Source organism: Paenarthrobacter aurescens (genome assembly GCF_041549525.1).
GTDB classification, from domain to species: Bacteria; Actinomycetota; Actinomycetes; order Actinomycetales; family Micrococcaceae; genus Arthrobacter; species Arthrobacter aurescens.
On record NZ_CP157456.1, the window covers coordinates 1,353,375 to 1,368,450 of the forward strand.

Genomic DNA, 15,076 nt, shown 5'->3' on the forward strand with positions numbered 1-15,076 from the left:
GACGTGAAGCGTCCGTAGCCCTGACGTGGGTTGCCCATGCAGGCTGAGCACCTTGTAGGCCGGGACGCTGAACTGGAACTGGCCATGGAGATCCTGAGGCAGGAAGGCACCGGGGCCGTGCTTCTGGTTGCCGATCCAGGGATTGGCAAGACGGCCCTGGCAGCCGAAATTGCCTCCCGCCTGTCCGGCGAGATGGTGGTGTTGCGGGTTCACGGGAGCCCTGCCTTGTCCGCCGTTCCCTATGGTGTCCTTGCCCCCTATCTGCTGGATCTTCCCGTGGAGCAGGCAACCTCGCCGCTGGCAATTCTGCGCGAGTTCTGGTCACAGTTTGAGAAGCGGCGTGGTGGCGAAGGCGCCCGGCTGCTGCTGATTGTGGACGACGCCCATGAGCTCGATGAGGGCAGCACCCAGATCCTGGCCGAGCTGGTCACGGCCGGATGGGCACGGTTGGTGGCCACCAGCAGGCCCAGGCCCGGCTTGCCCGCGGCGTTGCTTCAGCTCTGGTACGACGGCTTGGCCGAGCGCCTGGAGCTTCACCCCCTGGACAAGGAAACTGTCACGGAGTTGGCGGAAAAGACCCTGGGAGGCGCGGTCATGTCCAGCGCGGCCGAGGTCCTGCACTCCATGTCCCAAGGCAACCCTTTGCTGCTCCACTGCCTCCTTGAGGATGCCAAGGCGGACGGAAACCTGGTCCGCAGGAACGGCATCTGGTTCCTCACACGTGCTATTTCCGGAAGCGGCGAAAGCCTTGCCGACGTTGTCCGCAACAGGGTCCTCAGGACCAGCGAAACCGAACGGGAAGCGATGTACGTCATTGCCCTGGCCGAGCCCGTTCCGGCCGCCGTGTTGGATGCGCAGGTAGGCAGGGACACTGTACGTGCGCTGATTGACAACCGGCTTGTGGTCTCCTCGAACGGACCCGGCGGACCGCTGAAGATGTGGCACCCGTTGTACAGCGAGGCGCTCCGGCAGATCGTTTCGCCCGCCCGCAGCCTCCAGATCCGCCAGCGCATGGTCCAGCAGTTGCCCGCAGAACCGTCCACGCCCGAGGCCCTGTTGCGGATGGTGGGCTGGGCGCTTGACTGTGGTGCCGACGTCGATGATGAACGGTTGCTGCAGGCAGCCTTCCTGGCCGCCAGGACGCTTCAGTACCCCCTGGCGCTGGCGGCGGCCGCGCGGGTCCGCTCTGAAGCACTGCTGCCCCGGGCGCGCGCCGTCATGGCCCTTATCAGCTACTACGACGGCGACTACCGCGGTGCCGTCCGGCTGCTGGAGGAAGGCTCCGGGTTCCTGGATGTTGACGGATCCGGCCCCGTGGGTGCCTCGCTGTTGTGGGCTGCTGCCCGCACCGCTGCGGGGGACGCGCCAGCTGAGATTGTCACTGATGCCTGGGCCGCTGCAAAAACCCTGATGCGCGAGCGGGAGTCCTCCGATCCTGTGCTCCGGGAGGTGGAAGGGCACGCCCGGGCCTTGGAACTGGCGGCACTGGCCAGTGAGGGCCACTACGAGGAACTCCGCGAGGGCTTGGACCGCTTTGCCGAAGAGCTCGCCACGGATGGTCCCGATGCTGCCATGAACCGGATTTTCCTGCGCGCCATGCAGTGTGAACTGCTGACGGTGGAAGGGCAGGCCGTGGAGGCCTTGGAAGCGGGCCGGGAAGCGCTGCTTTTGTTGGACGAGTACCCGCATGAGCTTTTGTACCTTGGCGACTTCGTCCTGCTCAGATACGCACTTGCGGCCTTGGAATCCGGGGACTGGGAGGCAGCCGAGGCTGCCCTTGACCGCTACGCCGCGGCGTCGGCCAGGGGACTGATCTACTTTGGCGGCGACGTTGAGACGCTCAAGGGCTTGTCCCTTCTGCGTCAGGGCCGCTTGGAGAAAGCAACGGAACTGCTGACCCCTGCCGTGGAGGCACTCCACGCAAGGGACCCGCTGCAGTTGCGAAGCCTGGGAGTCGCATTGGCATTCTATGCCGCAGCCAAAGCCGGCAATGCCCCGCTTGCCCGGCGGCTGGAAAACGAGCAGGCGGCGGTCGCCACCGGCGGTGCGTACGTGGAGGCCCTTGCCGAGCTTTTCAGGCTTGCCGGCAGGGAGCTTCTTGCCAAGGGCACGGGTCTGCAGAAACTCGCCGGGCTACCCACGTCAGATCCCCTGCACCAGTTGCCGGGGATTCAGCTGCAAAACCTGGTACTCCGGGCAGAGCTGGGGGACGTGCGGGCTCTGGAATCGATGGGCGGCACGGCGGGGTTGATGGCAGGAAACTGGGCTACCGGCTGGCAGTCGCTGGCGGAGGCACAGCTGCGCGGTGAAGGCCAAGGGCTGGTCAATGCCGGCAATCTTCTGGCTGCCTCCGGGATGCCCGGGCCGGCCGCGCTGGCGTTCGACAAAGCGGCTGTGACATTTGACGCCGAAGGCAAGCGCCCTGAAGCCCGGCAAGCGGCGGTACTGCGGGATGTCAGCGAGGCAAGTCTCGGCGACGCCGTAGTCCACGACGCCCAAACGGAGGCGGACCGGGCGGTGCCACTGACCCGACGTGAGCAGGACATTGTGGCGTTGGCCGTCTCGGGACTGACCGACCGTCAGATTGCCGAGAAACTCATGGTGTCCGTCCGGACCGTGGAAGGCCACTTGTACCGGAGCTACGCCAAACTGGGGATCCGTCGCCGCGAAGATTTGGGCGCTGCAGTCCGTCACTGACGCCCGGTTCCGGGTAGTCGCGCAAGATGCCTACTGAGTACCTGCAAAACTGCCCCCGAGTGCATGGGCCCCTGATATCCTACGGAATTTAACCAGTCAATGGAGTAATACGCGTGTATTTCGTGTCGCATCCAAGTAGTGCCCTGTCCGGGGACTGAGTACAACAGAGTACCGGGGCAGTGAAAGCGGCCCGTTTTTCGAGTACCAACTACTGATGTACGCGATGTTGAGCCCCGGCAGTATTGATCTTGGAAGAACGGTTCAGCCCCAAGCATCACCGGGATTCCGCACACCGCATCACCCGCATCGGTTGGTCTCTATTGCCGATGCTCCGGCCACCGACAGGTGGTCCGGCCCTGTACGAAGCCGGCGGCGACAGAGTCTTCTGAGACCGAGACTCTCCCCCCAGCCGCCGCCGGCTTCTAGGCCAGGGACCCCGCGCATCGCGGAACCAAACCCCCTCCCGCACCATGGGACGTTGCTGACGGAGTGTGCATGTTGCCGGACCCTTGGCTGGACGAAGATACCGTCGCAGCCGGTCTGAGGTCATCAAAACTCCCGGATAGAGCGCAACTTCTGGACCTGATCCTTTCGCTGGTACCGTCCCCGTCCACCAGCGGCATTGTGGTGGTGGGAGAGCGGGGCTCCGGAAAGAGCCACCTTTTGCTCTCCCTCAAAGAGGGACTCCCCAAAAGCCTGGATGTCCGTACCTTCAGCGGAAAAGCGGAACGCAGGGCACTGAACTTTGGAGCCTTGGGTGCCGTCCCGGCAGCTGAACCGGAAGAGGCCGTAGCCCCCGGTCTCCACATTCTCCGGGCCCTGAGCAGCACTTTGGGCCCGGCGGAGTATTTGTACACGCCGCCACGCGGACGACGCCGGAACAAACGGCATGCTCAGCCGCCACGGCCGCAGCTGGTGACATCCACTACATCGATCCGGCCTCCTTGGCGGTTCTGCTGCAACTCATTCCCGGCTTCGGAGCAACCCTGGTTGCCACTGCGGAGAGCCGGCACCCCCTTCCTCCGGATCTTTATCAGCTCTGGGAGGACGGCTTCCTGGAGCAGTTTTTCCTTCCACCCTTTAGCTTCATTGAGGCGCACGCCCTGTGCGAGACGATCCTTGGCGGGCACGTCCAACGGCGCGCCAGCAGCCTCCTCGCGGCCATGAGCGGCTTCAACGTAGGGTTGCTCTGCCTGGCCGTCAATGACGCCCGGGCCTCCGGTTTCCTGGTTCGGATTGACGGTTACTGGACCATCGACGTCCGGGCACATTGTGACTGGCCCGGTGTTGTTGAGCACGTGCGGGGGGAGAACATTTCACGGCCGCCCGAGGAGCGTCAAGCGCTCGAACTCATCGCTCTTTCGGAGCCCGTGGCCCTTGAGGTAGTGGAGCGCCACTTCGGCCAGAAAGCCCTGGAACATCTCCTGGCACAGCATGAGATCCGGCTGCTGCCCGGCCGGCCCCTGCTGCTCCGTACAAGTTCCTGGCTCAGGGGAGAAGGAACCCGGCTGTCCGTACCGCGGTCCAGGAGCATGGCGCTCCGGCTGGGCGTGGAGGAGCCTGTGCTGACTGCGGAGACCGCGCCCACCATGCTGCGTTGGATCACATGGACCCTGGACTGCGGACTGACGCTTTCAGACGAACTTCTCCTCGCTGCTGCCCCTGCGGCGGACAGGCCATCCACCGCCGAGCTTGCACTCAGGGCCGCCTCGGCCGTCTCCGGTGCCGGGCATCTGGACGAGGCCAAGCTGGTCAGGGCGCGGGCGCTGATCGCCGAGGGTCACCTCCGGGAAGCAGCTCCGGAGCTTCGGCAGCTGGCAACTGTGGGCGGGCCCCCTGAAGTGAAGGCGGACGCCGCCCATCGCCTTCTGGCATTGGGGCTGCTGGGCGTTGCACCGCTGGATGCCGCACCCCTGGGGGCTGCGCCGCTGGATGCCGCACCGCTGGGGGCACCAGACGCGAGCGATCCTGCCGGGCTGATAGTGGAGAGCGTGCGCGAGGCCGAGCGTCTGCTGCTGTCCGGGGCGGCGCCGGAAGCCGTGACCAGTACCTCGGCCGCCATGGACGCCATCACCTCCGATCCAACCCTGGACATGTTCCTCCCGGGTGTCCTGCTCCGGCACGTCGTTGGCCTGAGATACAACCTGGCGTGGGACCTGGTGGATCCGCTGCTGCTCCCGCCCGCCGACTACACCATGCCCGTGCACCTTTCAGCGTGCCTGGATGTGGCCCGGGGCTACGTCCACATCAGCCAGGGACTCCCACGGGCGGCCGGCGCTGCTTTGGAGCCCGTCCTGGCAGAACTGCACGACGCCGGCCTGCCGCCGGTCAGCGCCTTGGCTGCGGCACTGCTGGCCTACTCCGAGGCGCTGTGCGGAAACTCCCGGCAGGCCATGGTCAGGGCCCGGCAATCCATGGTGGCGCAGGAATCCGCCGCTGGGAGTTCGCAAAGGCAGCACGATCTCCTCAGGGATCTCAGCGCCGTATTTGTGGCCGCCGCCCAAGATCTGGCTGCCGGCACTTCGGGGCATCTGATGAATCTTGCAGAAGAGTTCCACTCCCAGGGCAGCACCTTGATGGAAGCCGAGGCTTTCTCGCTCCTGATACTGAACGCGGCCTCCTCCGGCGTTCACGATTCCGGGAGCCAGCGCCGCCTTGGCGAGCTGGCAGCGGCCGTCCATGGACCCGGGGGTGCGGCGATGGTGACCTTCGCAGCCGCCTTGGTGGACAACGACCCCAAAATGCTCGAGTCCGCTGGCCGGAGCCTGTCCGCCGACCGGCAGTTTGCCCACGCCGCGCTGTGCTACTCGCGGGCCGCTGAGGGCTATGCGGCCAGGACGCGCACCGCTGCCAGCCGCCGGGCCTCGGTGCTGCTGGAGAGACTCCGGGGCGCCTTCGACAGCGGAATCGTTCCACCGCTGGGTTGGGTGCCGGGCCGGGCCGGCGGCTGACGTGTTGCAGGGCACACCGCCGGCCGGGTGCCACCGTGGGATAATGAGGAGTCCCTGAAGGATTTCCAAGGAGCGTCCCTTGACTGCCGTATCAACTCCCGTCTCATTGCAGCAATCCATGCATGCCATGGACAACGCGGAGGTGTTGCGGATCCGGAATGACTTCCCTGTGCTGGACCAACTGGTCAACGGCAAACCGTTGATCTACCTCGATTCCGGTGCCACCTCCCAAAACCCGCTCAGCGTGATCGAAGCCGAGCAGGAGTACTACGAGCAACGCAACGCCGCCGTTCACCGCGGTGCCCACCACCTTGCCGTGGAAGCCACGGAGGTTTTTGAAGACGCGCGGCAAACCGTGGCGGACTTCATTGGCGCACAGTACGAGGAAACCGTGTGGACCTCCAACGCCACGGAGGGCCTGAACCTCATCAGCTATGCGCTGTCCAACGCGGCGTTGTGGGCTGCCCAGGGGCGCGGCGGTTCGGCCTTGAAAGAGCTCGCAATCGGTGCTGGTGACGAGATCGTGGTCACTGAGATGGAGCACCACGCCAACCTCATTCCGTGGCAGGAACTTGCGTTCCGGACCGGCGCCACCCTGAAGTACATCCCGGTCACGGACGAAGGAACCCTCCGGCTTGATGCTGCCGCCGGGATCGTGGGAGAGCGGACGAAACTCCTGGCCTTCACCCAGGCCTCCAACGTGCTGGGCACCATCAACCCTGTAGCTGAACTGGTTGCCATGGCCCGCCGCGCAGGTGCACTGGTTGTCCTGGACGCCTGCCAGTCGGTGCCGCACATGGCTGTGGACGTCAAAAACCTGGACGTCGATTTCGCGGTGTTTTCCGGCCACAAAATGTTGGCCCCCACCGGTGTGGGCGTTCTCTACGGGAAGCAGGAGCTGCTGGACGTCCTGCCGCCGTTCCTGACGGGCGGTTCCATGATCACCACGGTCACCATGGAACGCGCCGAGTACTTGCCGGCGCCGCAGCGGTTCGAGGCCGGAACCCAGCGCATCTCCCAGGCTGTTGCGCTCGCAGCCGCTGTAAATTACCTCACCGAGACAGGAATTGACCGCATCCATGCGTGGGAATCCCACCTCGGCCAGCGGCTGGTTAAGGGACTTGAATCCATTGATGGCATCCGGGTGGTTGGTCCTGCCTCCGGCAGCGAACGGATCGGGTTGGCGGCGTTCGACGTCGCCGGGGTTCATGCGCACGACGTCGGACAGTTCCTTGACGACCGCGGAATCGCCGTTCGCGTCGGTCACCACTGCGCCCAGCCGCTGCACCGCCGCCTGGGTTTGACGGCAACCACCCGCGCCAGCACCTACCTTTACAACACCACGGACGACGTCGACGCTTTCCTTGAGGCCGTGTCCGGCGTCCGGGCCTACTTCCAGGCCTGAAACAACACGGTACGGCCCCTGGCCGCTCAGCCGTCATCCCACGATTTCCCCAGAAAAGGCACCAAGCAACATGAGTCTTGACCAGTTGTACCAGCAGATCATCCTGGACCACTCCAAACAGCGGCACGGCAGCGGCCTTGCCCAAACGGACGCTCCGGAGGGCGCGTCCACCGGTCAATCGCACCAGCTGAACCCGGTGTGTGGAGACGAGGTGACGTTGCGGCTGGCGGTATCCGACGGAACGGTCCAGCAGATCAGCTGGGACGGTGCCGGTTGCTCCATCTCCATGGCCTCTGCCTCGGTGCTCAGCGAACTTGGCGAGGGCATGTCCGTGGAGGAGCTGCACTCAGTGATAGATAACTTCCGCGAAGTTCTCCGTTCCCGCGGGAAAGTACAGGCAGACCCTGAGATCCTGGGCGATGCCGCCGCATTCGAGGGAGTGGCCCGCTACGCGGCCCGGGTCAAGTGCGCCATGATCTCCTGGGTTGCTGCCGAGGACGCCCTCAACCAGGCCACCGCCTAGCCACTGCCCAAGCAGCTCCGCCTCAGGCGCGGGCAAAGACGTCCGGCACGCCGTCGCCGTCGTCGTCCCGTTCCTCATCTGCCTGCACTGCGCGGTAGCGCCGGTTGCGGGCCCTCAGCACGACGGCGGCCAGCAGCGCCGAGATCAGGGAACCTGCCAGGATAGCTACCTTGGCGTGGTCGTTATGGGCGGAGCCGGCGCCGAAGCTCAACTCGCCGATCAGCAGCGAGACGGTAAACCCGATGCCGGCCAGCAGCGCCAGCCCGAAGAGGTCAATCCACGCGATGCTCGAATCCAGGCTGGCGCGGGTTGTCTTGGTGACCAGGAAAGTGGTGCCGAAGACGCCCACGGCCTTGCCCACCACCAGCGCTGCCACAATGCCCAAAGCCACGGGGTCGCGCAGGGCAGCTCCCATGCCCTCCACACCGCCCAGGGCCACGCCGGCGGAGAAGAACGCAAAGACCGGTACGGCAAAGCCTGCCGAGAACGGGCGCAGCTTGTGCTCAAGGTGTTCGGCGAGGCCTTCGGCCGGTTCACCCTTTTTACCGCTGGCCAGGACGGGAACCGCGAAGCCCAACAGAACTCCGGCCACCGTGGCGTGGATCCCGGAGGCGTGAACAAAGCCCCAAGTGGCCACCGCGAGCGGCACCAGGAGATACCAACTGCGGATCCGTTTCTGGACCAGGAACGTGAAGAGCGCCAGGGGGACCAAAGCAGCCAGCAACATGAGGGGCTGAAGTCCTGTGGAGTAGAAGAACGCAATGATGCCGATTGCAATGAGGTCATCCACCACTGCAAGCGTCAGCAGGAACGTGCGGAGCGCAGCGGGCAAGTGTGTGTTGATCACGGCCAGCACGGCAAGGGCGAAAGCGATGTCCGTGGCCGTGGGGATGGCCCAGCCTTTGAGCGTTTCGCCGGCTGTCCCCAGGTTGAAAAGGACGTAGATCAGGGCCGGAACCACCACGCCGCCAACAGCGGCGGCTACGGGGACAACGGCTTTGGCGGGTTTACGGAGTTCCCCGGCCACGAATTCGCGTTTGAGTTCAAGCCCGGCAAGGAAGAAGAACACGGCAAGCAGGCCATCCGAAGCCCAGTGGCCAAGGCTCAGCTCAAGATGCCAGGGTTCATAACCGATCTTGAGGTCGCGGAGTGCAAAGTAACCGTCCGCGGCAGGGGAGTTGGCCCAGATAAGCGCAACCACGGTAGCGGCAAGAAGGAGGGCTCCGCCCACTGTTTCCGTGCGGAGGATTGCCAGGATCCTGCGATATTCCGGGTAGCTGGAGCGGGAGAAGACTTTGCTTGTCTGGGAAGAGTTGTTTGGAAGTCTGGGTTGGTCAGCCACGAAGGCTCCTTCAAGGGTGTGCGGACACGGAAAATCACTCCGCCGACCAGACTTCCCGGCACACCATTACCCATCTTACCCAACCGGGCAGCCGTTCAGGCTACCCGGTTGGGTGAAACTCAGGCGATCAGGCCCGCGATCCCTATGCCCGCCGTCGCGAGTCCGAGCACCATGGAGATGGTGACCAGCACAACGTGAACCGTGAGGAACCTGGTGGCCTTGCCTGCGGCGTCGCGGGCGCGGGGGTCCTTCATGACGCGCTTGAGGAACTGCGGCCACACCACCAAGGACCAGACGCCGGCAACGATCAGGACAACCGCAAGGATTGCGGGGATCTCCACGCTAGTGGCTTTCGAGCCAGGCCTGGGCCTGCTGGGACTGGATGCCCAGTGCCTTGCCCACCATGGGCTCTGCGGCGTCGGCAATCTTGCCACCGAGGAACGGAACCGAGGAGGTCACGTTGCCTTCGAGTTCAATCCGGGTGCTGGCGCCTTCGGCCACCAGGCGCTGGACAGCGGTAACATCCAGCGGAGCGCCGGAGATCTTCAGGGCAATGGTGCTGGACCGTGAACCGTCGGCAGCCGGGGCTTCCCACTTCTCGGTCTGGGTAACCTTCAGCGTTTCACCAACGAACTTCCGGGCGATGTCCGGCAGGCGCGTTGTGGGCAGCGTGCGGACCGTGGTGGTGGTGAAAGCGCCCGCGGTGTCGCCGTCAATGGTGAACGATTCCAAGGAGCCGCCCACGTATTCGCTGGTGTGACGCAGGAAATCTTCGTTGACGAAGACTGCGGCTACGCGGTCAACGCTGTGGGGCAGGGTGGTGGATGCACTCAGGGCCATGGGTCCTCCGTGGATGGTTGTGGTGAAGCTTTTTAGCTCCCAACATCCTACGGGGTTTGGGTGGACACCCCTGAACCGGACTCTTGGAGCGTCATGGCCGCAGCCGAGATGTTCCGGGCCATGGAGGGAAAAATGAACCCGTGGAAGGGGTACACACCAAGCCAGTACAGCCTTCCAGCCAAGCCACGCGGGAAGAAGATGGCCCTTTGCTTGTAGAGGCTGCCCTCACCATCAGGTTCCACCGCCAATTCAAGCCAGGCACCGCCCGGGGCTCGCATCTCGGCGCGGAGGCGGAGCAGGTGTCCGCGATCGATCGCCTCCACCCTCCACCAGTCCACAACCTCGCCTGTGTTCAGGGTTTTAGGGTGCCTGCGCCCCCTCAGAAGCCCCGCGCCGCCCTGCAGCTTGTCCAACCAGCCCCGGACCCGCCATGCCAAAGGTAGGGAGTACCAGCCGTTCTTGCCCCCGATGCCCTCAATGATGGTCCATACATGTTCAGGCTTTGCTTCGCTGTGGAAAGTCCGTTCGTCCAGGAACACTTTGTACCCGGCCCAGTCGGGGTCGCTCGGCAGGGGATCGGCATCAATGCCCGCATTCGCCCACGTTGTTTCAACCTGTCCGTCCCGTTCCTTACCCAACGCCAAGGCGACGGCGCGCCGGTAGGGTGTCAGGCCGCCGTCGGGCTGCGGAATGTAATGGTCGACGTCGTGCTCCCGCGACACCGCATCGTGCTGCAGCGACTGCACCAAAGGCAGGGACATGGACAACGGAATGGGCGTCACCAGTGCAACCCACAAACCGGCGAGCTTGGGCGCCGGTACCGGCAGGGCTATCACCAGCCGCCGGGGGAGTCCGCGCTCCACGGCGTAATCGTTCATCATGTCCTTGTACTTCAGGACATCCCGGGATCCGATGTCGAAGGAGCGGTTGAGCTTCTCCGGGATCGCGGCGGCAGCCACCAGGTAATGCAGAACGTCACGTACAGCGATGGCCTCCACCCTGTTGTTGACCCAGCTGGGCGCCGGCATGACAGGCAGGGTCTCGGCAAGGTGCCGGATCATCTCAAAGGACGCTGAACCGGAACCGATCACCACTCCGGCCTGGAACACGATGGAATCCACCGCAGACTCAAGGAACACCCGGCCCACGGTTTCCCGGGACCGCATATGGATGGAAAGTTCCTGGTTCTCCGGGTGCAGGCCACCGAGGTAAACGATCCTGTCCACACCTGCTTCCTCGGCCGCGACTGCAACGAGCCGGGCCATTGCTTCTTCCTTGGCCTCAAAGCCGCTCCCGGAGGCCATCGAGTGGACCAGGTAATAGAGCACGTCCACACCGTCCAGGGCGGTGGCCAGGCTTCCGGAATCGGACAGGCTGTCCTGGATGATCTCCACCTGGTCGTGCCAGGGAACGTCCGCGATTTTCTGCGGCGTGCGGACCAGAACCTTGACCCTGTGCCCGGCTTCCAGGAGCCGGGGGACCAGACGCCCGCCGATGTAACCGGTGGCGCCGGTGACCAGCACTGTCTTGGTTTCCTGCGGGGTGTTGGAATGTGTGGCTTCCGAAGGCTGCAAAGGAACTCCTGTGGCTGGGGGTAGAGGTAGGCTGGAATGACCCGGCATTCATCTGAATTTCCGGGCATTTGTGTTGCCTGCCCTTGGACCCACCCTAGGAGTTTCTGCCATGAGCCTCAACGGTCTGCGCCGCGCACTGGCGGAGGACAAGACTTTTGCGCGCGTCCGCACGGAGGCGCAGCGGTCCTTCAGCGATCGGAACGCCGACTACCAGATCAGCGCCCCGCAAGGGATGCGCGCGGTGTTGCTCGCCGAAATGGCCGACGCCCTGGCTTCCGGCAGTGGGGAAGATCACAGCAGCCCCGTGGTCCTTGCAGTCACCGCAACCGGACGTGAAGCCGAGGACCTCACCGCCGCGCTCGCCTCCTACCTTCCCGCGGATTCGGTGGCCACGTTCCCCAGCTGGGAGACCCTCCCGCACGAGCGGCTGTCGCCGCGCTCGGACACCGTTGGCCGCCGGCTCTCGGTCCTGCGCCGCCTGACCCACCCGGAAAGCTCGACGGCGGCCCCGTTGCGTGTGGTGGTAGCCCCGGTTCGCGCTGTTGTCCAGCCGATTGTGGCCGGCTTGGGTGACCTGGTTCCCGTCACCTTGCAGGTGGGGCAGGAACGTTCCTTCACAGAAGTTGTCCGCGCCCTGTCCGACGCCGCGTATGCCCGCGTTGACATGGTCACGCACCGTGGCGAGTTCGCAGTCCGCGGCGGCATCCTTGATGTCTTCCCGCCCACCGAGGACCATCCCATCCGCGTGGAATTCTTCGGTGACGAAGTGGACCAGATGCGCTGGTTCGCCGTGGCTGACCAGCGCTCGCTGTCAGCGCCCGGAATCCACCATCCCACGGAATTGCATGCCCCGCCGTGCCGGGAAATCCTGATCACGGCGTCGGTGATGTCCCGTGCGGCCAAGCTCAAGGCGGACATGCCAGCAGCGGCGGACATGCTGGAGAAGATTGCCGGCGGGATCGCCGTTGAAGGCATGGAATCCCTGGCCCCCGTGCTGGTGGATGCCATGGTCCCGTTCGTGGATCAGCTTCCGGCCGGCTCGCTTGCCGTGGTGATCGAGCCGGAAAAGGTGCGTACCCGCGCGCACGATCTCGCTGCCACCAACGAGGAATTCCTGGAAGCTGCCTGGTCAACTGCGTCCGACGGCGGTGCGGCGCCCCTTGACCTGTCTTCCCAGGCCTCCGCCGATCTTCATGCTGCCAGTTTCCGTTCGCTCACCGACACCCGCTCGGCAGCCTTGGAACACGGTGTGTCCTGGTGGTCCATCACGTCCCTTGCTTCCGATGAGGACCTCGTCCTGGACATCGACGTCCTGAACATGCGCGCACGCGAACCCCGCGGTTACCAGGGTGATGTGGCTGAGATGCTGGAGTTCATCGGCTCCAGGGTCCGCGAGCAGTGGCGGGTAGTGGTGGTCACCGATGGCCCCGGTCCTGCCCAGCGCCTGGCCGAGCTGTTCCATGACGCGGAGATTCCTTGTTCCCGCGTTGATTCCCTGGATGTGGAACCCCAGCCGGGCATCATCGAGGTGACCTGCGCCGCCGTCGGACGCGGTTTTGTCCTGGACGGCCTCAAACTGGGCCTGCTGACCGAAGCTGATCTGCTGGGCCGCGCCACGGCCAGCTCCACCAAGGACATGCGCCGCATGCCGTCCAAGCGGCGCAACGCCGTGGACCCGTTGCAGCTTCATGCGGGCGATTTTGTGGTTCACGAGCAACATGGAATCGGCCGGTTTGTGGAGCTGATCCAGCGCAAGGTGGCCGGTACGTCCTCCTCCGATGCCGGACTGCGCGAATACCTGGTGCTGGAGTACGCGCCGTCCAAGCGTGGCGCGCCGGGGGACCGGCTGTTCGTCCCCACCGATCAGCTGGACCAGGTGACCCGCTACGTGGGCGGTGATGCGCCCGCGTTGAGCAAGATGGGCGGCGCGGACTGGGCCAGCACCAAGTCCAAGGCGCGCAAGGCCGTCAAGGAGATCGCCGGGGAGCTGATCCGTTTGTACTCCGCCCGCATGGCCTCCCGGGGGCACGCCTTCGCGCCGGACACTCCTTGGCAGCGCGAGCTTGAAGAAGCGTTCCCGTACGTTGAAACACCGGACCAGTTGACCACTATCAATGAGGTCAAAGCGGACATGGAACGGGAGATCCCCATGGACCGGCTGGTCTCCGGTGACGTTGGCTACGGCAAAACCGAGATCGCTGTCCGGGCAGCCTTCAAAGCCGTCCAGGACGGCAAGCAGGTGGCTGTTCTGGTACCCACCACCCTTCTGGCGCAGCAGCACTATGAGACCTTTACCGAGCGCTTCTCCGGTTTCCCCCTGAGGGTCAAGCCGCTGTCCCGCTTCCAGAGCAGCAAAGAAGCCAAGGAAACAGCTGAGGGCGTCAAGAGCGGAGCTGTGGACGTAGTGATCGGCACCCACCGTCTCCTGTCCAAGGACTTCCAGTTTAAGGACCTGGGCCTGGTGATCGTTGACGAGGAGCAGCGCTTCGGTGTGGAACATAAGGAAGCGCTCAAGAAAATGCGCACCAACGTGGACGTGCTGGCCATGAGTGCAACGCCGATTCCGCGAACCTTGGAAATGTCGCTGACAGGCATCCGCGAAACCTCCACGTTGGCCACGCCGCCGGAGGAACGCCACCCCGTGCTCACCTACGTGGGCCCCTACACCAACAAGCAGACCTCCGCAGCGATCCGACGCGAACTCATGCGCGAAGGCCAGGTGTTCTTCGTCCACAACCGTGTCTCTTCCATTGAACGCATCGCCGCGCAAATCCGCGAGCTGGTTCCGGAAGCAAGGGTGGAAGTAGCGCACGGGCAGATGTCCGAGAGCCGCCTGGAAAAGATCATTGTGGACTTCTGGGAGAAGCGATTCGACGTCCTGGTCTGCACCACCATCATTGAAACCGGCCTGGATATCTCCAATGCCAACACCTTGATTGTGGATGGGGCCGACAAATATGGCCTCTCGCAGCTCCACCAGCTCCGCGGGCGTGTGGGCCGTGGCCGTGAACGTGCCTATGCCTACTTCCTGTACCCCTCTGAGAAACCGCTGGGCGAAGTGGCGTTGGAGCGGCTGAAGGCCGTGGCCGCGCACAACGAGCTCGGCGCCGGTATGCAGCTGGCCATGAAGGACCTTGAGATCCGCGGAGCCGGCAACCTGCTGGGCGGGGAACAGTCCGGCCACATCCAAGGTGTGGGCTTTGACCTCTACATCCGCTTGGTGGGCGAAGCTGTGGCCGAGTACCGCGGTGAGGCCGAAGAGAAGGCCGCCGAGATGAAAATCGAGCTGCCCGTTAACGCCCACCTGCCGCACGACTACGTACCCGGAGAAAGGTTGCGCCTGGAGGCGTACCGCAAACTGGCGTCCGCCATCACGTACGAGGCCATCGACGAAGTCCTGGCCGAACTCGTGGACCGCTACGGAGAGCCGCCGTTGCCGGCCCAAAACCTCATTGCCGTGGCCCGCTTCCGGGTAGGTGCCCGCGAGGCCGGCCTGTCCGACGTCGCACTCCAAGGAAACTTCATCCGTTTCTCCCCGGCGCAACTGCCCGAGTCCAAAACCATGCGCCTGAACCGCATGTACCCGGGCTCGCAGGTGAAGCCGGCCCTGGATGCGGTCCTGATTCCCAAACCCAAGACGGCCAAAATCGGTGGACGCGACCTTCAGGACGCCGAGATCCTGCAGTGGGCCAACAACGTTATAGAGGCGATCTTCGCTGAAGTACCTGTAAAGGCTGGCTAACT

General features: G+C 64.4%; 9 protein-coding genes. 5 read left to right on the forward strand and 4 right to left on the reverse strand.

Translation table 11 applies throughout. The features are described from left to right. Positions 1 to 36 precede the first annotated feature (36 nt). The 4 genes from ABI796_RS06420 to sufU all read left to right on the forward strand — a co-directional run bounded on the left by ABI796_RS06420 (position 37) and on the right by sufU (position 7,576). Positions 37 to 2,697 (forward strand): AAA family ATPase, encoded by a 2,661-nt coding sequence (locus tag ABI796_RS06420; RefSeq protein ID WP_141283721.1) that lies wholly within the window; start codon positions 37 to 39, stop codon positions 2,695 to 2,697. A 944-nt stretch (positions 2,698 to 3,641) separates the two neighbouring features. Then, positions 3,642 to 5,648 (forward strand): ATP-binding protein, encoded by a 2,007-nt coding sequence (locus ABI796_RS06425; protein WP_246095786.1) that lies wholly within the window; start codon positions 3,642 to 3,644, stop codon positions 5,646 to 5,648. 79 nt (positions 5,649 to 5,727) lie between these two features. After that, a complete protein-coding gene (locus tag ABI796_RS06430) occupies positions 5,728 to 7,053 on the forward strand; it encodes a cysteine desulfurase (RefSeq protein WP_141283720.1) in 1,326 nt (441 codons plus the stop codon). A gap of 70 nt (positions 7,054 to 7,123) precedes the next feature. After that, positions 7,124 to 7,576: a Fe-S cluster assembly sulfur transfer protein SufU gene (sufU, locus tag ABI796_RS06435; RefSeq protein ID WP_141283719.1), complete on the forward strand. Its 453-nt coding sequence runs from the start codon at positions 7,124 to 7,126 to the stop codon at positions 7,574 to 7,576. Positions 7,577 to 7,598: 22 nt separating this feature from the next. Here sufU and nhaA read toward each other — a convergent pair whose 3' ends face one another. The 4 genes from nhaA to ABI796_RS06455 form a co-directional block, all read right to left on the reverse strand. After that, positions 7,599 to 8,918 (reverse strand): Na+/H+ antiporter NhaA, encoded by a 1,320-nt coding sequence (gene nhaA / locus ABI796_RS06440; RefSeq protein WP_141283718.1) that lies wholly within the window; start codon positions 8,916 to 8,918, stop codon positions 7,599 to 7,601. A 119-nt stretch (positions 8,919 to 9,037) separates the two neighbouring features. Then, positions 9,038 to 9,259, reverse strand: a complete 222-nt coding sequence (locus tag ABI796_RS06445; RefSeq protein WP_141283717.1) for an SCO4848 family membrane protein — start codon at positions 9,257 to 9,259, stop codon at positions 9,038 to 9,040. Between the two features lies 1 nt (position 9,260). Further along, the gene (locus tag ABI796_RS06450) at positions 9,261 to 9,758 is read right to left on the reverse strand and encodes a DUF2505 domain-containing protein (protein ID WP_141283716.1); all 498 of its coding nucleotides are present in this window, start codon (positions 9,756 to 9,758) and stop codon (positions 9,261 to 9,263) included. A gap of 47 nt (positions 9,759 to 9,805) precedes the next feature. Beyond that, positions 9,806 to 11,332, reverse strand: coding sequence for an SDR family oxidoreductase (locus ABI796_RS06455; RefSeq protein ID WP_141283715.1), 1,527 nt, complete (start codon positions 11,330 to 11,332; stop codon positions 9,806 to 9,808). 109 nt (positions 11,333 to 11,441) lie between these two features. Here ABI796_RS06455 and mfd point away from each other — a divergent pair, with 109 nt between their 5' ends. Continuing rightward, complete coding sequence (gene mfd / locus ABI796_RS06460; RefSeq protein WP_141283714.1) at positions 11,442 to 15,074, forward strand: transcription-repair coupling factor; 3,633 nt, start codon at positions 11,442 to 11,444, stop codon at positions 15,072 to 15,074. The last annotated feature ends 2 nt before the right edge of the window (positions 15,075 to 15,076 follow it).

Excerpts from the sequence above, each read along its gene's own strand:
- ABI796_RS06420 (WP_141283721.1), top strand. The coding sequence starts at position 37 with ATGCAGGCTGAGCACCTTGTAGGCCGGGACGCTGAACTGGAACTGGCC.
- sufU (WP_141283719.1), top strand. The coding sequence starts at position 7,124 with ATGAGTCTTGACCAGTTGTACCAGCAGATCATCCTGGACCACTCCAAA.
- ABI796_RS06450 (WP_141283716.1), bottom strand. The coding sequence starts at position 9,758 with ATGGCCCTGAGTGCATCCACCACCCTGCCCCACAGCGTTGACCGCGTA.
- mfd (WP_141283714.1), top strand. The coding sequence starts at position 11,442 with ATGAGCCTCAACGGTCTGCGCCGCGCACTGGCGGAGGACAAGACTTTT.